General features: G+C 68.1%; 19 protein-coding genes. 9 read left to right on the forward strand and 10 right to left on the reverse strand.

Going from position 1 to position 20318, the window contains the following annotated elements; genetic code table 11:
* Positions 1-146: 146 nt before the first annotated feature.
* On the forward strand, positions 147-1013 hold the full coding sequence (locus tag ACFVYS_RS14155) for a GNAT family N-acetyltransferase (protein WP_389501904.1): 867 nt from the start codon (positions 147-149) through the stop codon (positions 1011-1013).
* A gap of 70 nt (positions 1014-1083) precedes the next feature.
* Here the strand turns inward: ACFVYS_RS14155 and ACFVYS_RS14160 are convergent, their stop codons facing one another.
* On the reverse strand, positions 1084-1503 hold the full coding sequence (locus tag ACFVYS_RS14160; RefSeq protein WP_389501906.1) for a heme-binding protein: 420 nt from the start codon (positions 1501-1503) through the stop codon (positions 1084-1086).
* Positions 1504-1665: 162 nt separating this feature from the next.
* Complete coding sequence (locus tag ACFVYS_RS14165) at positions 1666-2883, reverse strand: MFS transporter (protein ID WP_389501908.1); 1218 nt, start codon at positions 2881-2883, stop codon at positions 1666-1668.
* A gap of 143 nt (positions 2884-3026) precedes the next feature.
* Between ACFVYS_RS14165 and ACFVYS_RS14170 the strand changes: the two genes are divergently transcribed.
* Positions 3027-3500, forward strand: a complete 474-nt coding sequence (locus ACFVYS_RS14170; protein ID WP_389501910.1) for a MarR family winged helix-turn-helix transcriptional regulator — start codon at positions 3027-3029, stop codon at positions 3498-3500.
* Positions 3501-3509: 9 nt separating this feature from the next.
* Positions 3510-3962, forward strand: coding sequence for a GNAT family N-acetyltransferase (locus ACFVYS_RS14175; protein ID WP_389501912.1), 453 nt, complete (start codon positions 3510-3512; stop codon positions 3960-3962).
* A 66-nt stretch (positions 3963-4028) separates the two neighbouring features.
* Here ACFVYS_RS14175 and ACFVYS_RS14180 read toward each other — a convergent pair whose 3' ends face one another.
* Both ACFVYS_RS14180 and dnaB read right to left on the reverse strand, forming a co-directional pair.
* The gene (locus tag ACFVYS_RS14180; RefSeq protein ID WP_389501914.1) at positions 4029-5414 is read right to left on the reverse strand and encodes a serine hydrolase domain-containing protein; all 1386 of its coding nucleotides are present in this window, start codon (positions 5412-5414) and stop codon (positions 4029-4031) included.
* Between the two features lie 60 nt (positions 5415-5474).
* Positions 5475-6953: a replicative DNA helicase gene (gene dnaB, locus ACFVYS_RS14185; protein WP_389501915.1), complete on the reverse strand. Its 1479-nt coding sequence runs from the start codon at positions 6951-6953 to the stop codon at positions 5475-5477.
* Positions 6954-7411: 458 nt separating this feature from the next.
* Here dnaB and ACFVYS_RS14190 point away from each other — a divergent pair, with 458 nt between their 5' ends.
* On the forward strand, positions 7412-8749 hold the full coding sequence (locus tag ACFVYS_RS14190; RefSeq protein ID WP_389501916.1) for an MATE family efflux transporter: 1338 nt from the start codon (positions 7412-7414) through the stop codon (positions 8747-8749).
* A 142-nt stretch (positions 8750-8891) separates the two neighbouring features.
* On the opposite strand, the gene rplI is transcribed toward ACFVYS_RS14190, so the two are convergent.
* From rplI to rpsF, 4 genes are all read right to left on the reverse strand, one after another.
* Positions 8892-9338: a 50S ribosomal protein L9 gene (gene rplI / locus ACFVYS_RS14195; RefSeq protein WP_020130673.1), complete on the reverse strand. Its 447-nt coding sequence runs from the start codon at positions 9336-9338 to the stop codon at positions 8892-8894.
* 18 nt (positions 9339-9356) lie between these two features.
* Positions 9357-9593 carry a 30S ribosomal protein S18 gene (gene rpsR / locus ACFVYS_RS14200; RefSeq protein ID WP_020130672.1) on the reverse strand — a complete coding sequence of 79 codons (237 nt, stop codon included), beginning with the start codon at positions 9591-9593 and terminating at the stop codon, positions 9357-9359.
* Positions 9594-9675: 82 nt separating this feature from the next.
* Positions 9676-10290: a single-stranded DNA-binding protein gene (locus ACFVYS_RS14205; RefSeq protein WP_020130671.1), complete on the reverse strand. Its 615-nt coding sequence runs from the start codon at positions 10288-10290 to the stop codon at positions 9676-9678.
* Between the two features lie 78 nt (positions 10291-10368).
* Positions 10369-10659, reverse strand: a complete 291-nt coding sequence (gene rpsF, locus ACFVYS_RS14210) for a 30S ribosomal protein S6 (RefSeq protein WP_006604399.1) — start codon at positions 10657-10659, stop codon at positions 10369-10371.
* Positions 10660-10945: 286 nt separating this feature from the next.
* Here rpsF and ACFVYS_RS14215 point away from each other — a divergent pair, with 286 nt between their 5' ends.
* The 3 genes from ACFVYS_RS14215 (at position 10946) to ACFVYS_RS14225 (ending at position 13711) form a co-directional block, all read left to right on the forward strand.
* Positions 10946-11257: a hypothetical protein gene (locus ACFVYS_RS14215; protein ID WP_389501918.1), complete on the forward strand. Its 312-nt coding sequence runs from the start codon at positions 10946-10948 to the stop codon at positions 11255-11257.
* Between the two features lie 216 nt (positions 11258-11473).
* On the forward strand, positions 11474-12595 hold the full coding sequence (gene femX, locus ACFVYS_RS14220) for a peptidoglycan bridge formation glycyltransferase FemX (protein WP_020130669.1): 1122 nt from the start codon (positions 11474-11476) through the stop codon (positions 12593-12595).
* An 84-nt stretch (positions 12596-12679) separates the two neighbouring features.
* Complete coding sequence (locus ACFVYS_RS14225; RefSeq protein WP_020130668.1) at positions 12680-13711, forward strand: alanine racemase; 1032 nt, start codon at positions 12680-12682, stop codon at positions 13709-13711.
* A 115-nt stretch (positions 13712-13826) separates the two neighbouring features.
* On the opposite strand, the gene ACFVYS_RS14230 is transcribed toward ACFVYS_RS14225, so the two are convergent.
* Complete coding sequence (locus tag ACFVYS_RS14230) at positions 13827-15326, reverse strand: glycosyltransferase family 87 protein (RefSeq protein WP_389501920.1); 1500 nt, start codon at positions 15324-15326, stop codon at positions 13827-13829.
* Between the two features lie 131 nt (positions 15327-15457).
* Entirely contained in the window at positions 15458-18136 is a 2679-nt protein-coding gene (locus tag ACFVYS_RS14235) for a transglycosylase domain-containing protein (RefSeq protein WP_389501922.1), read from the reverse strand.
* 353 nt (positions 18137-18489) lie between these two features.
* Between ACFVYS_RS14235 and ACFVYS_RS14240 the strand changes: the two genes are divergently transcribed.
* Together ACFVYS_RS14240 and ACFVYS_RS14245 are read left to right on the forward strand one after the other, a co-directional pair.
* Positions 18490-19173 carry a PadR family transcriptional regulator gene (locus ACFVYS_RS14240; protein WP_267019417.1) on the forward strand — a complete coding sequence of 228 codons (684 nt, stop codon included), beginning with the start codon at positions 18490-18492 and terminating at the stop codon, positions 19171-19173.
* A 44-nt stretch (positions 19174-19217) separates the two neighbouring features.
* Positions 19218-20300 carry an inositol-3-phosphate synthase gene (locus ACFVYS_RS14245; RefSeq protein WP_389501924.1) on the forward strand — a complete coding sequence of 361 codons (1083 nt, stop codon included), beginning with the start codon at positions 19218-19220 and terminating at the stop codon, positions 20298-20300.
* The last annotated feature ends 18 nt before the right edge of the window (positions 20301-20318 follow it).

Raw genomic sequence — 20318 nt, forward strand, 5'->3', positions numbered from 1 at the left:
CTCCCGCACTGCCGCACTCCCGCACTGCCGTCGCGCCGGACGATGGGCCGTGGAGTCGGATGGCGGGCCGTGACATGGCCAAAAGCACGTATGTCCCCGGGGAAACAGGTGGACGCCGACGGTGCGGGTCGGACAGCCTGACCTGCGTGCCGACTCCTTCCCACACCGCTCTGCCCATCCGTCGTCTGACGCACCGCGACCTCACCGCCTGTGCCGACTTGTCCGAGGACCGGGGGTGGCCGCGCGAGGAGCACAAGTGGGGCCTGCTTCTCTCGGCCGGAAGCGGCTATGGCATCGACGACCCCGACGGCGGCCTCGTCACCGCCTGCGTCGTCACCGAGTACGGCCCGCCCGGCCACCCCACCCTCGGCGCCATCGGCATGGTGCTGGTCGCCGAGCGGTACGCCCGGCAGGGCATCGGTCGGCGGCTGATGCGGCACGTCGTCTCCCTGCTGGGCACCACCCCGCTCACCCTGCACGCCACGCCGAACGGCCGTCCGCTCTACGAGGAGCTGGGCTTCAAGACCACGGGCCGGGCGGAAATGGTGCGCGGGCGTCTCACACCGGACGACACGGCATCGGACGTCGTCACCCGTGCGGCCACGGCCGAGGACCTCACCGCGATCCTCCGGCTCGACGAGGAGGTCTTCGGCACCGATCGGACGCATGTGATCACCCGTCTGCCCGCCTTCGCCGACCAGTTGCGGGTCGCCGAGGACGACGGCCGGATCATCGGTTACGCGGCCGCATGGCCCAACATGGACACCCAGGTCGTGGGCCCGCTGATCGCCAGGGACACGAGGACCGCGAAGACCCTGCTGGCCTCCCTCGCCGCCCGCACGGACCGGCCGTTGCGCACCGACATCGACGTCCGGCACGAGGAACTGCTGGAGTGGGTGAAAGCACGGGGCCTGGAGTCCGTTGCCTTCAACGCGGTGATGACCCACGGGATCACGGAGGTGCCCGGCGACTGGCGCCGCCGGTTCGCTCCGCTGACGGTGGCGGCCGGCTGAGCCGGGAGACACGACGGAACGCCGGTTCCCGTGATGGTCGGAAACCGGCGTTCTTCGTGGACGTGACAGGTCAGACGAGCGTCTCCACAGCGGCGGTGGCAAAGCCGTGGTCCTGCTCCGGGGCGCCGCCCCCGACCCCGATCGCGCCGATCAGCCGGCCGTCGCGGTGCACCGGCACCCCACCCGCGATGAACAGCAGCGGCCGGTCGAGCGCGGTGGGCAGGGTGTGGAAGGGTCCGCCCGGCTGCACGGCGTCGACGAGGTCGGCGGTGGGGGCGTTGAGCTGAAGCGCCGTGTACGCCTTGCGCGTGCTCGTCTCCCCGGAGATCAGTACGGCCCGGTCATCGCGGCGGAAGGCCAGCAGATGGCCGCCAGCGTCCAGGACGGTGACGCTGGCCGTGACCCCGGCTTCCTCGGCGGCACGACGGGCGGCCGTGACGAGGGCTTCGGCGTCGTGAATGGTCAGGGGCGCGAAGGTGGTGGTGCTCATGAGGGGAACTTCTCCTTGCGAGATTGTCGGGGCGGGGCGAGGTTCTTCGAGGTGCGGCGTGACCGAGGTCCCGGTGCTGCCGAGGCCGAACGCGGTCGAGGTCCGCGGTGATCAGGGACGGTCGCCGGGACGGCCCTGGCCCAGCGAGGTGACCGGCGGGTTTCATCGCTGGACGGCCGTCCGCCGCTCGACGGGCGTTCCACCGGCGACGACGGCGCCGGCACCGCCAGGGGCGTTGCCACGGCGCTCCAGTGCGGCCGAGACGACGGCGAGGAGCAGGGCACCCGCAGCGAGGGCGGCGCCGACCCAGTTGGGGGCGGTGTAGCCCAGGCCCGCGGCGATGACGAGGCCGCCGAGCCAGGCGGACAGCGCGTTGCCGAGGTTGAAGGCACCGATGTTCACCGCCGACGCCAGCGTCGGCGCGCCGTGGGCCTGGTCCAGGACGCGCTTCTGGAGCGGCGGGACGGTGGCGAAGCCCAGGGCGCCGATCAGGACGATCGTGACGGCCGCCAGGAGCTTGTTGTGGGCGGTGAGCGTGAAGAGCGCCAGGACGACCGCCAGGGCGCCCAGAGAGACGTACAGCATCGGCATCAGCGCGCGGTCGGCGTACCTGCCGCCGACGAGGTTGCCACCGACCATGCCGAGCCCGAAGAGGACCAGCAGCCAGGTGACGGATCCGTCGGCGAAGCCGGCCACGTGCGTCATCATCGGCGCGATGTAGGTGATGGCCGCGAAGACTCCGCCGAAGCCGAGGACGGTCATCGCCATGGCGAGCAGCACCTGGGCGTTCTTGAAGGCGGCCAGTTCGTCTCGCAGGTGCACTCCCTCGGCCCGCGGCATGTCGGGCACGAGCCTGGCGATGCCGACCAGGCCCACGACGCCGAGTACGGCGACGACGGCGAAGGTGACGCGCCAGCCGACGCTCTGCCCGATGAGAGTGCCCAGCGGAACGCCCACGACGTTGGCGACGGTGAGGCCGGTGAACATCATCGCGATGGCCCCGGCCTTCTTGTCCGGGGCGACCAGGTCGGCCGCGACGACCGAGCCGATGCCGAAGAAGGCGCCGTGGGCGAGTGAGGCGACCACGCGGCCGATCAGCATCACGGCGAACGAGGGGGCAACGGCGGACAGCAGGTTTCCGACGATGAACAGGCCCATCAGCAGCATCAGCATCCGCTTGCGGGAGACCTTGGTGCCGAGGACCGTCATGAGCGGGGCACCGAACATGACACCGAGCGCGTAGCCGGTCACGAGGAAGCCGGCCGTGGGGATGGAGACCCCGAAGTCGCCCGCGACCTCGGGCAGCAGCCCCATGATCACGAACTCGGTCGTCCCGATTCCGAAGGCCCCGATCGCGAGGGCCAGAAGCGCGAGAGGCATAGGAGGTAACACCTTCCGAGATGATTGCAGATGCGCTTTACGTGCTCTCACAATAGTTGCACACGCGGGCTAGGTGCAATCGCCGTATATTGCGGGATTGCTCTATCCTGGTCTCAGCCGCTCCGGGACGGAGGAGAACCCCCATGACTGCGACGGACCCCGCGCTCACCGCTCTCGCCCAGGGCTGGTGCGCCCTCTCCCTGCTGCACGGGAGGATCGAGGCCCACATCGAGCGCGCGCTGCAGAGCGGGCACGACCTGAGCGTGCGCGAGTACTCCCTGCTCGACGTGCTCAGCCGCCAGCACGACGGCGACGGAGGACATCTCCAGATGAAGCAGGTGGCCGACGCGGTCGTCCTCAGCCAGAGCGCGACCACCCGACTGGTGACCCGGCTCGAGGACCGCGGGCTGCTCGAGCGTTACCTGTGCCCCACCGACCGCCGTGGCATCTACACCAATGTCACCGAAGCCGGTCTGAAGCTGCTGGCCGAAGCCCGTCCGACCAACGACGCCGCCCTGCGCGAGGCGCTCGACGAAGCCGCCAGGAACGCGGAACTGGCCCCGCTGGTACGGGTCGTGGAGTCACTGAACGCGCCCGTCGCCGCCTTGGGCACATAGGGTGCGAGCATGGGAGATCTTGAAATACGGGCCGGCGTCGCCGAGGACATCCCCGCGATCGTCGGCATGCTCGCGGACGACCCCCTGGGCGCACAGCGCGAGTCGCCGGACGATCTCAGCCCCTATCTGACCGCTTTGGAACGGCTCACCGCCGACCCGAACCAGCGCCTGGTCGTCGCCGTCCGTGAGGGGCAGGTCGTCGGGACGCTCCAGCTGACGATCGTCCCGGGCCTGTCCCGGCGCGGGTCGACCAGGTCGATCATCGAAGGCGTGCGGGTGCACGCCGACGAGCGCGGCAGTGGCCTGGGCACGCGGTTCATCGAGTGGGCGATCGAGGAATCCCGGCGTGAGAACTGCCAGTTGGTACAGCTCACCTCCGACAGCACGCGCACCGACGCCCACCGCTTCTATGAGCGCCTGGGCTTCGTCGCCTCGCATGTGGGCTTCAAGCTCCAGCTCTGAGGACTCCGGGCCCGAACAGAAGCGCCTTGTTTCACGTGAAACAGGGCGCTTCCTCCCCGTGTGGGGCTAGCCGATGCCGCGCCAGCCCTCCGGGGCGGTGCCACCGGGCACAGCAGCCCGCTCGTCGTACGGCTGACGCGTGAACACGAACGACCCGAGGTCCAGGTGGTCCACGCTCCCGTCCGGCCGCCGTACGGCCCGCAGGAGCTCTCCGGCGTAGTAGCCCTCCAGGCCGGTCCAGGTCCCGTCCCCGTTCGGCCTGAACCGGGAGCGCCGGCCGGCGCCGGACAACGGCCCCAGGGAGACCAGCCCGTCGGCCGTCACCCGCAGGGCGAAGGGGCTGGTCCCCCAGTGCCACTGGCCCGCCAAGTCCAGGACGGCGGGGTCCACCTCCCGCAGCGGACGCCACGGCTCGGGAATCCGCGGCTCAGCCTCGGCGACGATCCGTACGAGATCGGCGGCCACCTGGGACGTGAGAACGCCGGACGTGCAGTTGGCGAGCACCACCGCGGCCACGTCGTCCGCCACACCGATGGTGAGGGTGGCCAGGAAGCCCGGCACCGAGCCGGAGTGGCCCACGAGCAACCGGCCGTCCCGGTGCTGGATCTGCAGCCCCAGTCCATAGGCGGATCCGTCCGCCACATCCGGCAGCCCGGCCGGTGCCGCCGGCGTCCACATCTCGCGCAGGGTCTCCACGCTCAGGACGCGGTCGTCACCCCGGGCCAGGAAAGCGGCGAATCGCGCGAGATCGCCGGCCGTGGACCAGAGCTGGCCGGCCGCGGCCATCCGTCCGAAGTCCTCGGCGGGCTCGGGCAGCAAGACGTCGGCCCAGGGATGGACCGCCCAGCCTCCCGCAGCCGGGGGTTGCGACCGGACGGTCGTACGGTCGAGGCCCAGGGGTTCTAGTACTTCCCGTCGCAGTACCTCTTCCCAGGGAGCCCCACGGAGTTCTTCCACGAGAGCACCGAGGAGCGCGTAGCCGGGGTTCGAGTAGTGGTGACGTCGGCCGGCCGGAAACGGGGCGGCCTGGTCGCCGAGGACATCGGCGAGCTCGGGCCGCAGCGAACCCGGGGTCCGCTCCCACCAGGGGCCGGGCGACTCCGCCGCCAACCCGCCGGTGTGGGCGAGCAGTTCGGCCACCGTGGCCTCCCCCGCGCCGGATCCGGGCAGGTGCTTCTCCAGCGGGTCCTCGAGGTCGAGCACGCCTTCGTCCCGCAGTCGCAGGACGAGCACGGCGGTGAAGGTCTTGGTGATCGAGCCGATCCGGTACTGCACGTTCTCGTCCGGCGCGTGCCCGTCGACCGAGGTCCGCGCCCCGTGCCACACGGCCCGTCCGTCCCGTACCACCGCGGCGACCAGAGACGGGGCACGCCCCTCGGCCTGGGCCACGGCGATCCGGTGCAGCAGCGCCCGCCGGGTTCCGGGAAGCAGCTCTTCCTGAGGTGTTGTCATGGGCCCAGTCCACCCCGCCCGCGCGGCCGGCGTCGAGTTCATTCCGCCCGGGACACCGGATCAGGTCTGCGCCATGTCCACGAAGCGGGAGTAGTGGCCCTGGAAGGCGACGGTGATCGTGGCCGTCGGACCGTTACGGTGCTTGCCCACGATGATGTCCGCCTCGCCCGCGCGCGGAGACTCCTTCTCGTAGGCGTCCTCACGGTGCAGCAGGATCACCATGTCGGCGTCCTGCTCGATGGAGCCGGACTCACGCAGGTCGGACACCATCGGCTTCTTGTCCGTGCGCTGTTCGGGACCACGGTTGAGCTGCGAGAGCGCGATCACGGGGACCTCCAGCTCCTTGGCCAGCAGCTTGAGGTTACGGGACATGTCCGAGACCTCCTGCTGACGGCTTTCGGAGCGCTTTGAGCCACCGGCCTGCATCAGCTGGAGATAGTCGATGATCACGAGCTTGATGTCGTTGCGCTGCTTCAGGCGGCGGCACTTGGCCCGGATCTCCATCATCGACAGGTTCGGGGAGTCGTCGATGTACAGCGGTGCGGAGGAGACCTCGGGCATCCGGCGTGCCAGACGGGTCCAGTCCTCGTCCGTCATGGTGCCGGAGCGCATGTGGTGCAGGGCGACGCGGGCCTCGGCGGACAGCAGACGCATCGCGATCTCGTTGCGTCCCATTTCCAGCGAGAAGATGACGCTGGGCAGGTTGTGCTTGATCGACGCCGCGCGCGCGAAGTCCAGCGCGAGCGTCGACTTACCCATGGCGGGACGGGCCGCGATGACGATCATCTGGCCCGGGTGCAGACCGTTGGTGAGCGAGTCGAGGTCCGTGAAGCCGGTGGGCACACCCGTCATCTCGCCGCTGCGCGAGCCGATCGCCTCGATCTCGTCGAGGGCGCCCTCCATGATGTCGCCGAGCGGGAGGTAGTCCTCGCTGGTGCGCTGCTCGGTGACCGCGTAGATCTCGGCCTGGGCCCGGTTGACGATCTCGTCGACGTCGTCGTCGCCCGCGTATCCCATCTGCGTGATGCGGGTGCCGGCCTCGACCAGGCGGCGCAGCACGGCACGTTCGTGGACGATCTCCGCGTAGTACTCGGCGTTGGCGGCGGTCGGCACCGTCTGGACGAGGGTGTGCAGATAGGACGCGCCGCCGACCTTGTTGATCTCGCCGCGCTTGGTGAGCTCGGCGGCGATCGTGATGGGGTCGGCCGGCTCGCCCTTGGCATAGATGTCCAGGATCGCCTGGTAGATCGTCTCGTGCGCGGGCTTGTAGAAGTCGTGGCCCTTGAGGACCTCGACCACGTCGGCGATGGCGTCCTTGGACAGCAGCATGCCGCCGAGGACGGACTGTTCGGCGTCGAGGTCCTGCGGCGGTACCCGCTCGAAGGCGGTGCCACCGCCTTCCCACTCGCCGCTTTCCCGGCCGCGATCGTGCTGTTCGTCACGACCGCGCCCTCCTTGGCCGCGCCGCCGGGCAGGAGGCAGACGATCACTGGGCCCGCTGTCGGCCCACGGGTCGTCCAAGGGCTCGGAAATGCTCACCGAGCAACCTCCTCCCGTCCGCCGAGCGGACCTCGCCATGCCTTCTTTCTACGGCACGGCACTGACAATCGAGAGCGCCAACTCCGGTTGTGGCGCGTCGGTTTTATGAGGGTTTCCTCGGCCGACGAACGGAGCGGGCGCCGGACCACGGTAGGCCCGTCGGCACCGTCAGCCAATCTGGTTATCCACAGGCCATGTGGACGACGGCCCCGATGCTGTGGAGAACTCCGCAAAACCTGTGCACGACCCGGTGGACAGCCCTGTGAACAAGCCCTCGTCTTTTCTTGCGGAGCGCCGCTGACCTGCACCTTCACCATCCACCGGCTGTGCAGAAGAAAAAGTTTCCCGGTCGGACCAAGATCTCTTCGAACGGCGCGCAAGACACTACACGGCGTGAGGGTGGGTAAGGGTCATAAGGTGACTGGATCTCTTACCTGTGGACGATTAGATTGGTGCTCATGACACAGGCTCCCGCGTCCCCCGAGACCGTCCGACGGCGGCACGATCGAGAGATCGTCGCACTGGCCGTCCCGGCCTTCGGCGCGCTCGTCGCCGAGCCTCTCTTCGTCATGGCCGACAGCGCGATCGTCGGCCATCTCGGCACCGCCCAACTGGCCGGGCTCGGCATCGCCTCCGCGCTTCTCATGACAGCCGTCAGCGTCTTCGTCTTCCTCGCCTACGCCACCACCGCCGCCGTAGCGCGCCGCGTGGGCGCCGGTGACCTGCCGGCAGCCATCCGCCAGGGCATGGACGGCATCTGGCTGGCGCTGCTGCTCGGCGCCGCCGTGATCGCGGCCACCCTTCCCGCTGCCCCGGCACTCGTGGAACTCTTCGGCGCCTCGGACACCGCCGCCCCCTATGCGACCACCTATCTGCGCATCTCGGCACTCGGTATCCCGGCCATGCTCGTCGTCCTGGCCGCGACCGGTGTCCTGCGTGGACTTCAGGACACAAGGACACCGCTCTATGTTGCCGTCGCAGGCTTCGTCGCCAACGCCGCGCTGAACGTCGGCCTCGTCTACGGCGCGGGCCTTGGAATCGCCGGCTCTGCCTGGGGCACCGTGATCGCCCAGTGGGGCATGGCCGTGGCCTACCTCGCCGTGGTGGTCCGTGGAGCCCGGCGCCACGGCGCGTCTCTGCGCCCCGACGCCGCCGGCATCAGGGCCTCCGCCCAGGCCGGGGTTCCCCTGCTGGTCCGCACGCTCTCGCTGCGGGCCATTCTGATGATCGCCACCGCCGTGGCCGCCCGCCTCGGGGACGACGACATCGCGGCACATCAGATCGCTCTGGGCCTGTGGAGCCTGCTGGCCTTCGCCCTCGACGCCATCGCCATAGCCGGACAGGCCATCATCGGTCGGTATCTCGGTGCCGACGACGCCCAGGGCGCCCGTGACGTCTGCCGCCGCATGGTCCAGTGGGGCATCGCCGTGGGTGCGCTGCTCGGTCTGCTGGTCGTGATCGCCCGCCCCGTGTTCCTGCCGCTCTTCACCAGCGACCCTGCGGTAAAGGAGGCCGCGTTGCCGGCTCTTCTCGTGGTGGCGCTCTCCCAGCCCATCTGCGGCATCGTCTTCGTACTGGACGGTGTGCTGATGGGTGCCGGAGACGGTCCCTATCTCGCCTGGGCGATGGTGCTCACCCTGGCAGTCTTCACTCCCGTGGCCCTGTTGGTGCCGGTTCTCGGCGGTGGTCTCACCGCGGTGTGGGGAGCGATGACGCTGATGATGGCGGTCCGCATGCTGACTCTCTGGCTGCGTGCCCGCTCCGGCCGCTGGATCATCACCGGCGCCACGCGCTGACTGTTTCACGTGAAACCGGCGGCCGCGTGAAACGGCCGCCGGTTGCGCACAGACCGACCGTTTCACGTGAAACAAGCAAGCAGAAGGGGCCGCACCCCACAGGGTGCGGCCCCTTCTCAGCTCTTCGAGCCAAACGCAGCGATCAGGCCGCGACGACCTCGATGTTGACCTTGGCGGCAACCTCGGGGTGCAGACGCACGGACGTCTCGTGGGCGCCCAGGGTCTTGATCGCCGAGCCGAGCTCGATGCGGCGCTTGTCGACCTCGGGGCCACCGGCAGCCTTGATCGCGGAAGCGATGTCAGCCGGGGTGACGGAACCGAAGAGACGACCGGCGTCGCCGGAGCGGACGGCCAGACGGACCTTCACGCCCTCGAGCTGGGCCTTCACAGAGTTGGCCTGCTCGATGGTCTGGATCTCGTGGATCTTGCGAGCACGACGGATCTGCTCGACGTCCTTCTCGCCACCCTTGGTCCAGCGGATAGCGAAATTCCGCGGGATCAGGTAGTTGCGAGCGTAACCGTCCTTGACGTCGACGACGTCGCCGGCGGCACCGAGGCCAGAGACCTCGTGGGTGAGGATGATCTTCATTTGTCGGTCACCCTTCCCTTATCGCGCCTGAGCGGTGTACGGCAGCAGCGCCATCTCACGGCTGTTCTTGACGGCCGTGGCGACGTCACGCTGGTGCTGCGTGCAGTTGCCGGTCACGCGGCGGGCACGGATCTTGCCGCGGTCGGAAATGAACTTCCGCAGCATGTTCGTGTCCTTGTAGTCCACGTACGTGACCTTGTCCTTGCAGAAAGCGCAGACCTTCTTCTTAGGCTTGCGCACAGGCGGCTTCGCCATGGTGTTTCTCCTGTGTGATCAAGAAGTTGGGATACGACCCACCCTCGACCCGGACGCGCCCGGAGATCCGGGCCCGAACGGCCTAGAAGGGGGGTTCGTCCGAGTAGCCGCCACCGGCACCACCGCTGCTGCCGCCGGAGTTTCCACCCCAGCCGCCGCCACCGCCACCGGCACCCTGGTTGCCACCGGCGGGAGCGCCCGTGGCCCAGGGGTCTTCGGCGGGAGCGGCGCCGCCCTGCTGGCCGCCGCCGGAGTTTCCACCCCAGCCGCCGCCCTGCTGGCCGCCACCGCCACCACCGCCGTAACCACCCTGGCCGCCCTGGCCACTGCGGCCGGAAGCCTTGGTGACCTTGGCCGTGGCACTGCGCAGGCTGGCGCCGACTTCCTCGACGTCCAGTTCGTAGACCGTGCGCTTGACGCCCTCACGGTCCTCGTAGGACCGCTGCTTCAGCCGGCCCTGCACGATGACGCGCATGCCTCGCTGGAGCGACTCCGCGACGTTCTCCGCCGCCTGACGCCAGACCGAGCAGGTCAGGAACAGGCTCTCGCCGTCCTTCCACTCGTTCGTCTGGCGATCGAAGGTGCGGGGAGTGGACGCGACACGGAACTTCGCGACCGCCGCACCGGAGGGGGTGAAGCGCAGCTCGGGGTCGTCGACAAGATTGCCGACGACCGTGATGACGGTCTCGCCTGCCATGGGGGAACCTCTCGGCGGGTTTGCTGCTGGCTGCTAGTGCTGCTACTCAGAATCCCGAGATCAGCTGAGCGGGAGAGCTCAGTGGGTCTCGGGACGGAGGACCTTGGTCCGGAGGACCGACTCGTTCAGGTTCATCTGGCGGTCGAGCTCCTTGACGACCGCAGGCTCGGCCTGCAGGTCGATGACCGAGTAGATGCCCTCGGGCTTCTTCTTGATCTCGTACGAGAGACGACGACGGCCCCAGGTGTCGACCTTCTCCACCTTTCCGTTGCCCTCACGGACAACGGAGAGGAAGTTCTCGATCAGCGGGGAGACAGCGCGCTCCTCGAGATCGGGGTCGAGGATGACCATCACTTCGTAGTGACGCATGTGGAACCCACCTCCTTTGGACTCAGCGGCCACGGTCGATCCGTGGCAGGAGGGTTGTGATGCGTACGCAACGGTATCGGCCGCCACTGACAATCGGGGGTCGGCTGGCGACTTCCCCGCTCTCAGCTGGACGGACACCCTGGCAAGCCTGGGCAGACACCGGTGCAGAGGGTACAGACTACCTGCACACACGCTTCCGGTTGAAATCCGGCGTGGATGACCGTCAGTCTGTACACGTCGGGTGTGTATGGCGCTACGATGCGCCGCCTTTCGCAGGAGGTGCCCCATGGCACAGGCATTGCGACCCAATACCGCCGGTTCTCTCTTCGCCACCGACGGCAAAGCCCATCCAATCCAGGACACCCTGCTGGCAGTGACGCTGGTGCTCGGCCTGACGGCCTTCATCACGTCGTTCTTCCACAGTCTTCATCTGCTCAGCTCCTGGGCCGGCCTGGTGGGAATCCTGACCGGCGCGTACGGACAGTGGATCTCCGAGACCACCCGTGAGCGCTTCGGTCTGATCCTGGGTCTCGGTGCCGCGGGCTTCGGCTTCTTCATCGGAATGGCTCACGGCGGCCTCTTCGGCGGAATCTGGTGACCCGACCGGTACGGACGGTGCCCGCACCACGGGCACCGTCCGCGCCGGAAGACGCGTAGGACACCTACGAATCCGGACGGAACGCCCCGGCCGCACGCGGGCCGGGGCGCAGGTGCCGTACGCCCAGTCAGGCAGCTCGCAAGGCGCAGTAGGCTTCGGCGCGAGAGCCGGAGCCCCTGTACCCATGGGGACACACCAGCCCGAGGAGCGCCCCGAATGAGCCTGACCCTGAGGACGATCAGCCGCGAGCAGCATCTGGCATACATCCAGAGCCTGCCGTCGGCGAGCCACATGCAGGTTCCGGCCTGGGCCGATGTCAAGGCCGAGTGGCGTTCGGAGAGCCTCGGCTGGTTCGACGAGCGCACCGGTGAACTGGTCGGCGTGGGCCTCGTCCTCTACCGACAGCTGCCCAAGATCAAGCGCTACCTGGCCTACCTTCCCGAAGGCCCGGTCATCAACTGGTACGCGCCGAATCTGACCGACTGGCTGGAACCGATGCTGGCGCACCTCAAGCAGCAGGGCGCGTTCTCGGTGAAGATGGGCCCGCCGGTGATCATCCGCCGCTGGGAGGCCACCTCCATCAAGGCCGGCATCCAGAGCCCGGACGTGAAGAGACTGCGTGACATCGAGGCCGACTTCATCGAGCCGCGCGCCTTCGAGGTGGCCGACAAGCTGCGCCGCATGGGCTGGCAGCAGGGCGAGGACGGCGGCGCCGGCTTCGGCGACGTCCAGCCCCGCTACGTCTATCAGGTGCCGCTGGCGAACCGTTCCCTTGAAGAGGTCCACAAGAACTTCAACCAGCTGTGGCGCCGCAACATCAAGAAGGCCGAGAAGGCCGGCGTCGAGGTCGTCCAGGGCGGTTACCACGACCTCGAGGAGTGGCAGCGGCTGTACGAGATCACGGCCGTGCGGGACCACTTCCGGCCGCGTCCGCTCTCCTACTTCCAGCGCATGTGGTCGGCCCTCAACACCGAGGACCCCAACCGCATGCGGCTGTACTTCGCCCGCCACAACGGCGTGAACCTGTCGGCGGCGACGATGCTGATCGTCGGCGGTCACGTCTGGTATTCCTACGGCGCGTCCGACAACATCGGCCGTGAGTTCCGCCCCTCGAACGCGATGCAGTGGCGGATGCTGCGCGACGCCTACGCGCTCGGCGCCACCGTCTACGACCTGCGAGGCATCTCCGACTCGCTGGACGAGACCGACCACCTCTTCGGCCTGATCCAGTTCAAGGTCGGCACCGGCGGACAGGCCGCGGAGTACCTCGGCGAGTGGGACTTCCCGCTGAACAAGCTGCTCCACAAGGCTCTCGACATCTACATGTCGCGCCGCTGACGTCACGTTCAGTGATTCCATACCTCTGACACCTCTGACGCGTTTCCCCACACCGCAGCCACGAGAAAGGTCCCAGGTCCGGCCATGGCGCTCACCCTCTACGTCGACACCGCGCGCTGGCGGGCGCATCACAAGCACGTGCAGGAGCAGTTCCCGGGACTCGTCCCGGTCTGCAAGGGCAACGGCTACGGCTTCGGGCACGACCGGCTGGCCGAGGAGGCCACCCGGCTGGGCTCGGACGTCCTCGCCGTCGGCACGACGTACGAGGCCGCGCGCATCAAGGACTTCTTCGGCGGCGACCTGTTGGTGCTGACGCCCTACCGGCGCGGTGAGGAGCCCGTCCCGCTGCCCGACCGGGTCGTGCGCTCCGTGTCGTCGATCGACGGCGTGTACGGCCTCGTGGGCGCTCGGGTGGTCATCGAGGTGATGTCGTCGATGAAGCGGCACGGCATCAGCGAGCAGGACCTGCCGCAGCTGCACGCCGCCATCGAGAACGTCAGGCTCGAGGGTTTCGCCATCCACCTCCCGCTGGACCGCACCGACGGCTCCGACGCCGTCGAGGAGGTCATCGGCTGGATGGACCGGCTGCGCGCTGCCCGGCTGCCGTTGCACACGATGTTCGTCAGCCACCTCAAGGCCGACGAACTCGCCCGGCTGCGGCAGCAGTTCCCGCAGACCCGCTTCCGCGCCCGTATCGGCACGCGGCTGTGGCTGGGGGACCACGAGGCCACCGAGTACCGCGGTGCCGTCCTCGACGTCACGCGGGTCGCCAAGGGCGACCGCTTCGGCTACCGGCAGCAGAAGGCGGCCTCCGACGGCTTCCTGGTGGTCGTGGCGGGCGGTACGTCGCACGGCGTGGGTCTGGAGGCCCCCAAGGCCCTGCACGGCGTCATGCCGCGCGCCAAGGGCGTCGCCCGGGCTGGCCTGGCCACGGTGAACCGGAACCTCTCTCCGTTCGTCTGGGGCGGCAAGCAGCGCTGGTTCGCCGAGCCGCCGCACATGCAGGTCTCCATCCTGTTCGTGCCCTCGGACGCGCCGGAGCCGCACGTCGGCGATGAGCTCGTGGCCCATCTGCGGCACACCACCACCCAGTTCGACCGGATCGTGGACCGCTGAGGCGCGAGCGCCGAAGAACGCAGCAACGAAGAAGGCCGTACACGAAGACTCCGTGTACGGCCTTTCCCGTCGGCCCGCTGCCTGGCCTTGATGCCTCGGACGGCACCCTGTTCGCTCAGAGCGAACTGTCGGTGGTGTCCTGCTTGCCCCAGTCCACCTGCGGCCCGTCGAAGTGGGAGGCATGCCGGGGCGGATGGGCCGCGGCGCCGAGCACGAAGACGTCCTCCGCCCCGTCGAGCACGCCGCCCGAGGGGTCGTCGTCGCCCGCCTGCCGCACCACGTCCCGTTCCGGCATCAGGATGTCCCGCACGATCACGCCGCACAGGTAGAGCGTTCCCAACAGGTGCACGCCGATGGCCCAGTGGTAGCCGTCGGTCGGCAGACCCTTGTGGGCGTCTCCGCTCATCGTGTACGCCAGGTACATCCAGATGCCCAGGAAGTAGGCGACCTCGCACGCCTGCCAGATCAGGAAGTCCCGCCACTTCGGCCGGGCCAGCACCGCCAGCGGCACCAGCCACAGGACGTACTGCGGCGAGTAGACCTTGTTGGTGAGGATGAAGGCGGCCACGATCAGGAAGGCCAGCTGGGCGAACCGGGGCCGGCGGGGCGCGGTCAGCGCCAGTACGGCGATGCCCGCGGCGCACAACACGACGAGAAGCGTGGCGAGGGTGTTGACGCTGTCGGTGGTGAGGGGATCGCTGGAGTTCTGCGCCATGATCAGCCAGAAGGAGCCGAAGTCGACGCCCCGTTCCTGGCTGAACCGGTAGAACTTCGACCATCCCTCGAAGGCGAAGAGCATGACCGGCAGGTTCACCACCAGCCAGGCAACGGCCGTACCGCCCAGGGCCTTTCCGAAGTCCCGCCACTTCCCCGCCCGCCAGCACAGCACGAACAGCGGACCGAGCAGGAAGACGGGATAGAGCTTGGCGGCCGTGGCGAGCCCCAGGAGGACGCCGAAGGCGAGGGACCGGCCCCGCGACCACATGAGCATCGCCGCGGCCGTCAGAGCGACCGCCAGCAGGTCCCAGTTGATGGTGGCGGTCAACGCGAAGGCGGGCGCCAGGGCGACCAGCAGGCCGTCCCAGGGGCGCCGGGCGTGGGTCCGGGCCACACAGACGGCGATGACGGCCGCGCACGCCATCAGCATCCCGGCGTTGACCATCCAGTACCACTGTTCCTGGTCCTGGATGCTGCCGCTGCCCGGCGTCAGCCAGTTGGCCACCTCCATGAACACGCCGGTCAGCACCGGGTACTCGAGGTAGTCCATGTCGCCGGGGAGCTTGTCGAAGTACGGCACGAGTCCGTCGGCGAAACCGCGTCCCTGGTAAAGGTGCGGGATGTCCGAGTAGCAGGCGTGCGTGTACTGGGTGGTGGCACCGAAGAACCAGCCGCCGTTGTAGCAAGGCGCCTTCTGGATCAGTCCTAGGGCGAACATCCCGATCGCCACGAGCGCGATGATCCGCACGGGAGTCCACCAGGACGTCCCGAGCAGGGCCCGGCGGCCCAGGGGACCGCCGATCAGCTCACTGCCGGCCGTGGCCACCGGGTCATCGCTGGTCGGCTTCACCGGATCCGGCTCGTGCGCGCGCGTCGGCGTCGATTCTGCACTGGGCATGAGCGACATCCTGCCGTACGGACCTAGGAAAACGCCGAGGACCGCCCCACCTCGTTCGGTGGAGCGGCCCTCGTTTCACGTGAAACATGCGCATGTTTCACGTGAAACGCCCAAGCTGGACGACGGTGCGGCTAGCCGCCCGGGCCTCCGAAGAAGCCACCGTTTCCGTTGCCTCTGCTGTTGCCGTCCGATTCCGTGGCCGTCGGTGTCGGAGTGGTCTCCCCTGTTCCGCCGTTCTCGTTTCCGTCGGTCGTCCCCGCACTGTCGTCCTGGCAGTCGAAGAAGTTCGAGCAGGTCTCGGACGCCGAAGGCGAGGGCTCGACCTCCGTCTCGCTGGGAGACGCGGACGGCGACGGCGACTCCTCTTCGGTCTCGGTGACCGAAGGCGTCGGGGTCGGGGACGGTTCCGCGTTCACGACCTCGCCGATCGGCTGGGGCTCCGGGAAGTCCTCCGCCTTCGTGCCCTTCAGCGCCTCGGCCATGTAGTCGTGCCAGATCTGCGCCGGGAACGAGGCACCGTGGATCTTCTCCTGGCCACCCGTTCCGAACATCTTCAGGAACGTGCGGTTCTTGTTCGACTCGTCGTCGTCGTAGCGGAACATGGTGACCGCGGTCGACAGCTGCGGGGTGTAGCCCACGAACCAGGCCGACTTGTTGCCGTCGGTGGTTCCGGTCTTGCCAGCCACCTCGCGGCCGGGCAGCTGGGCGTTGGTACCGGTGCCCTTCTCGACAACCGTCTTCAGGACGTCCGTGACGTTGTCGGCGACCTTCGCGGTGAACGCCTGCTCCGTCTTGGTCTCGTGCGTGAAGATCTGACCCTTCTCGCTCGTGACCTTCTCCACGGAGTAGGGATCACGCTGCTTACCACTGGCGGCGAAGGTGCCGTACGCACCCGCCATCCGGATCGCGCTCGGGTCGGAGATGCCGATCGAGAACGACGGGAAGCCGCTGTTGGTCAGGCTGGACTCCTTCAGGCCCGCGCTGACGGCGGAATCCTTCACCTTGTCCAGACCGACGTCCATGCCGAGCTGCACGAAGGCGGAGTTCACCGACTCGCGCATTGCCTCCCGGAGGTCGATCTTGTATTTGGGCGGAGTCCCCAGAGAGACGTTGCCGTCATTGGTCTGAAGCCACTCCTCGCCCTTCTCGTTCTTCCAGACCGAACCGTCGTAGTTCTCGATCTTGAGCTTGTTCTTGCCGCTGAACAGGCTCTTGGGCGACACGATGGTGCGTTCGTCCTGAGCCTGCGACGACCCCAGATCCGGATCCCGCACGCCCCACGTCATCGCGGCGGCCAGCACGAACGGCTTGAACGTCGAACCGACCTGGGCACCGGTCTGGTCGGCGTTGTCGGTGAAGTGCCTGGTGGCGTCCTCACCGCCGTAGATAGCCCGGATGGCACCGGTGTCCGGTTCCACGGACGCCCCGCCGAACTGGACGTGCGTGTCCGTGTCCGGTCGTTCCTTCGGCTTGATGTTGGCCTTCTGGACCTTCGTGACCGATGCCTCGAGCTCCTTGACCTTCTTCTTGTCGAAGGTCGTGTAGATCGAGTAGCCGCCCTGCTGGAGCAGGTCCTGGGTGATCCCGGTCGTCTTGCTGTTGGTGACCAGGTAGCCGTTGGCGAGGTCGACGAGGTAGCCGATCTGGCCCTTCAGGTCGGTGTTCGAGCGGGGGTTCTGCCACTTGGGGAGGTCGGTGTACTTGGCCCGCACCGAGGCGTCCAGATGGCCGTACTCGACCATCTTGTCGAGGGTGTCCTGCATCTGGAGCCGGGCCCGCTTGCTGTTGGCCGCGGACGTGGCGCCGACCGGGTCGACGGAGGTCGTGCCGGCAGGGTCGTAGTACGTGGCGCCCTTCAGCATGGCGGCCAGGAACGCGCACTCGCCGGGGTTGAGCTTGATCGCGTCCTTGTTGAAGTAGGCGCGGGAGGCGGCCTGGATTCCGTAGGCGTTGCGCCCGTAGTACGCGGAGTTCAGGTAGCCCTGCATGATCTGGTCCTTGTCGACCTCGGCGCCCACCTTGATGGACACGAAGATCTCCTTGAACTTCCGGGAGATCGTCTGCGACTGGTCGTTCAGCATGGCGTTCTTGACGTACTGCTGGGTGATCGTCGATCCACCCTGCGTCTGGCCGCCCCTCGCCATGTTGAACACGGCACGGGCGATGCCCTTGGGGTCGATGCCGCTGTCGTCGTAGAAGGTCTTGTTCTCCTGCGAGATCACCGCCCAGCGCATCTCCTCCGGGATCTGCGAGAGGTCGATGTTCTGCCGGTTCGTCTCACCACCGGTGGCAACCATCTGGCTGCCGTCCTTCCAGTAGTAGACGTTGTTCTGCGCAGTCGCCGTCTTGGCGACGTCCGGGATGCCCACCATGGCGTACCCGATGCCCGCAACGGCCACCAGGCTGCCCACGAAGCCGACGAACAGGCCCGCGACGAGCTTCCAGGACGGCATCCAGCGCTGCCAGCCGTACTTGCCGGCGCGCGGGTAGTCGATCAGACGCTTGCTGTCGGGCGCCGGTCGCCCTCTGCCCCGTCCGGGGCCGGTCGGGCCTCCGCGGCGGCCCCCTGTGGGCTCGGCCGCTCTGCGCCGGCCGCCCGAGTCTCTCTGGGACGCGCGCCGGGCGTCGGCACGGCTGCTGTGCGACTGCTCCTCGCCTCCGGCCCCGTGGCCCAACCCGTAGTCGGCAGGAGATCCGGTGGCGCCTCGCGGTGCCGCGCGGCGGCCGGAGGACGGACCGGACTGGCCGCGTCGGGCCGCGGCACGTCCGCCTCCCTGCGGCTGCGGCGGTTTGCGACGGTGCTCGCTCATCGAACGATTACTCCTCGGGCAGGCGCATCCGTGCGCGCCTGGAAAGGGCGGCTGGTTTCCTGTCCCCCCGAAGTACGGATGCGGTCGGTCGCGCATTCACCCGTACTGCACCGAGGACCTCGACGCCCCCCGGCGTCTCATGGGTCCCGGTGGTGTGCATGGCGCACAGACTACGCACCGTCAAAACCCGCCTAGCCCCGAAGTTCATCCCAAACCAGGCAACTTGCCCTCAATGAATCGCTGATGTGATCCCGTTCACCTTCTCCCCTCTTGTCGCATCCGGAACGCCGTTCTATCGTCGTGATGTATCGAGTCGATACATCAGCACGACATAAGGCCGAGAGGAGGCGACGATGAGCCGGCGTGCCGGGATCCTCGAGTTCGCCGTCCTGGGCCTTCTCCGCGAGTCTCCGATGCACGGCTATGAGCTGCGCAAACGGCTCAATACGTCACTGGGCGTGTTCCGTGCGTTCAGCTACGGCACGCTCTACCCCTGCCTCAAGACGCTGGTCACCAACGGCTGGTTGATCGAGGAACCGGGAAACACCCACGAGGACGCCCTCGCCGCTCCACTCGCAGGGCGTCGCGCCAAGATCGTCTACCGGTTGACGGCGGAGGGTAAGGAGCACTTCGAGGATCTGCTCTCGCAGACGGGTCCCGACGCGTACGAGGACGAACACTTCGCCGCTCGTTTCGCCTTCTTCGGACAGACGTCGCGCGACGTTCGTATGCGCGTACTCGAGGGCCGTCGCAGCCGGCTGGAGGAGCGCCTCGAGAAGATGCGCGCCTCCCTGGCGCGCACCCGGGAGCGCCTCGACGACTACACGCTTGAGCTGCAGCGCCACGGCATGGAGTCCGTGGAGCGCGAAGTGCGCTGGCTGAATGAGCTCATCGAGAGCGAGCGGGCCGGACGGGACCTGACAGGTCCCGCCTCCGGGGGGCCCGCTCAACAGAACACCACATCTGGATCGACGGGCGGCCTGCCCCGCCCCGGGGACACCCCCGGGGCGGATCTGCCCGACGAAACCGCCACGTGAGCGCCCATTCAGGGCCTCACTCGTACACACAGGGAGCAACCGGAATGGGTTCGGTTCGCGTAGCCATCGTCGGCGTAGGCAACTGCGCCGCCTCGCTGGTGCAGGGCGTCGAGTACTACAAGGACGCCGACCCGGCGTCCAAGGTCCCGGGTCTGATGCACGTGCAGTTCGGCGACTACCACGTCGGTGACGTCGAGTTCGTCGCCGCCTTCGACGTCGACGCGAAGAAGGTCGGCCTCGACCTCTCGGACGCCATCGGTGCCAGCGAGAACAACACCATCAAGATCTGCGACGTCCCGAACAAGGGCGTCACGGTCCAGCGCGGCCACACCCTGGACGGTCTCGGTAAGTACTACCGCGAGACCATCGAAGAGTCCGCCGAGGCCCCGGTCGACATCGTCCAGATCCTCAAGGACCGCCAGGTCGACGTCCTCGTCTGCTACCTGCCCGTCGGTTCCGAGGCCGCGGCGAAGTTCTACGCCCAGGCCGCCATCGACGCCAAGGTCGCGTTCGTCAACGCCCTTCCGGTCTTCATCGCCGGCACCAAGGAGTGGGCGGACAAGTTCACCGAGGCGGGCGTCCCGATCGTCGGTGACGACATCAAGTCCCAGGTCGGCGCCACCATCACCCACCGTGTGATGGCGAAGCTGTTCGAGGACCGCGGTGTCCGGCTCGAGCGCACCATGCAGCTCAACGTCGGCGGCAACATGGACTTCAAGAACATGCTGGAGCGCGACCGCCTCGAGTCCAAGAAGATCTCGAAGACGCAGGCCGTCACCTCGCAGATCCCTGACCGCGACATGGGCGAGAAGAACGTCCACATCGGTCCCTCGGACTACGTGGCCTGGCTGGACGACCGCAAGTGGGCGTACGTCCGCCTCGAGGGCCGCGCGTTCGGTGACGTCCCGCTGAACCTGGAGTACAAGCTCGAGGTCTGGGACTCCCCGAACTCCGCGGGTGTCATCATCGACGCCCTGCGCGCCGCGAAGATCGCCAAGGACCGCGGCATCGGCGGCCCGATCCTGTCGGCGTCCTCGTACTTCATGAAGTCCCCGCCGGTCCAGTACTTCGACGACGAGGCCTACGCGAACGTCGAGAAGTTCATCCGCGGCGAGGTCGAGCGCTAACTCGACGCGCCGGAAAAT

It is taken from the genome of Streptomyces sp. NPDC058295, from assembly GCF_042880655.1.
In the GTDB taxonomy this organism is placed as follows: Bacteria; Actinomycetota; Actinomycetes; order Streptomycetales; family Streptomycetaceae; genus Streptomyces; species Streptomyces coriariae.

Bases quoted from the DNA above. Each gene is read 5' to 3' on its own strand.
- rplI (WP_020130673.1), bottom strand. From the start codon at position 9,338: ATGAAGATCATCCTCACCCACGAGGTCTCTGGCCTCGGTGCCGCCGGC.
- ACFVYS_RS14235 (WP_389501922.1), bottom strand. From the start codon at position 18,136: ATGAGCGAGCACCGTCGCAAACCGCCGCAGCCGCAGGGAGGCGGACGT.
- ACFVYS_RS14160 (WP_389501906.1), bottom strand. From the start codon at position 1,503: ATGAGCACCACCACCTTCGCGCCCCTGACCATTCACGACGCCGAAGCC.
- ACFVYS_RS14245 (WP_389501924.1), top strand. From the start codon at position 19,218: ATGGGTTCGGTTCGCGTAGCCATCGTCGGCGTAGGCAACTGCGCCGCC.
- rpsF (WP_006604399.1), bottom strand. From the start codon at position 10,659: ATGCGTCACTACGAAGTGATGGTCATCCTCGACCCCGATCTCGAGGAG.
- ACFVYS_RS14225 (WP_020130668.1), top strand. From the start codon at position 12,680: ATGGCGCTCACCCTCTACGTCGACACCGCGCGCTGGCGGGCGCATCAC.
- ACFVYS_RS14180 (WP_389501914.1), bottom strand. From the start codon at position 5,414: ATGACAACACCTCAGGAAGAGCTGCTTCCCGGAACCCGGCGGGCGCTG.
- ACFVYS_RS14175 (WP_389501912.1), top strand. From the start codon at position 3,510: ATGGGAGATCTTGAAATACGGGCCGGCGTCGCCGAGGACATCCCCGCG.
- ACFVYS_RS14170 (WP_389501910.1), top strand. From the start codon at position 3,027: ATGACTGCGACGGACCCCGCGCTCACCGCTCTCGCCCAGGGCTGGTGC.
- ACFVYS_RS14165 (WP_389501908.1), bottom strand. From the start codon at position 2,883: ATGCCTCTCGCGCTTCTGGCCCTCGCGATCGGGGCCTTCGGAATCGGG.
- ACFVYS_RS14230 (WP_389501920.1), bottom strand. From the start codon at position 15,326: ATGCCCAGTGCAGAATCGACGCCGACGCGCGCGCACGAGCCGGATCCG.
- rpsR (WP_020130672.1), bottom strand. From the start codon at position 9,593: ATGGCGAAGCCGCCTGTGCGCAAGCCTAAGAAGAAGGTCTGCGCTTTC.
- femX (WP_020130669.1), top strand. From the start codon at position 11,474: ATGAGCCTGACCCTGAGGACGATCAGCCGCGAGCAGCATCTGGCATAC.
- ACFVYS_RS14205 (WP_020130671.1), bottom strand. From the start codon at position 10,290: ATGGCAGGCGAGACCGTCATCACGGTCGTCGGCAATCTTGTCGACGAC.
- ACFVYS_RS14190 (WP_389501916.1), top strand. From the start codon at position 7,412: ATGACACAGGCTCCCGCGTCCCCCGAGACCGTCCGACGGCGGCACGAT.
- ACFVYS_RS14215 (WP_389501918.1), top strand. From the start codon at position 10,946: ATGGCACAGGCATTGCGACCCAATACCGCCGGTTCTCTCTTCGCCACC.
- ACFVYS_RS14240 (WP_267019417.1), top strand. From the start codon at position 18,490: ATGAGCCGGCGTGCCGGGATCCTCGAGTTCGCCGTCCTGGGCCTTCTC.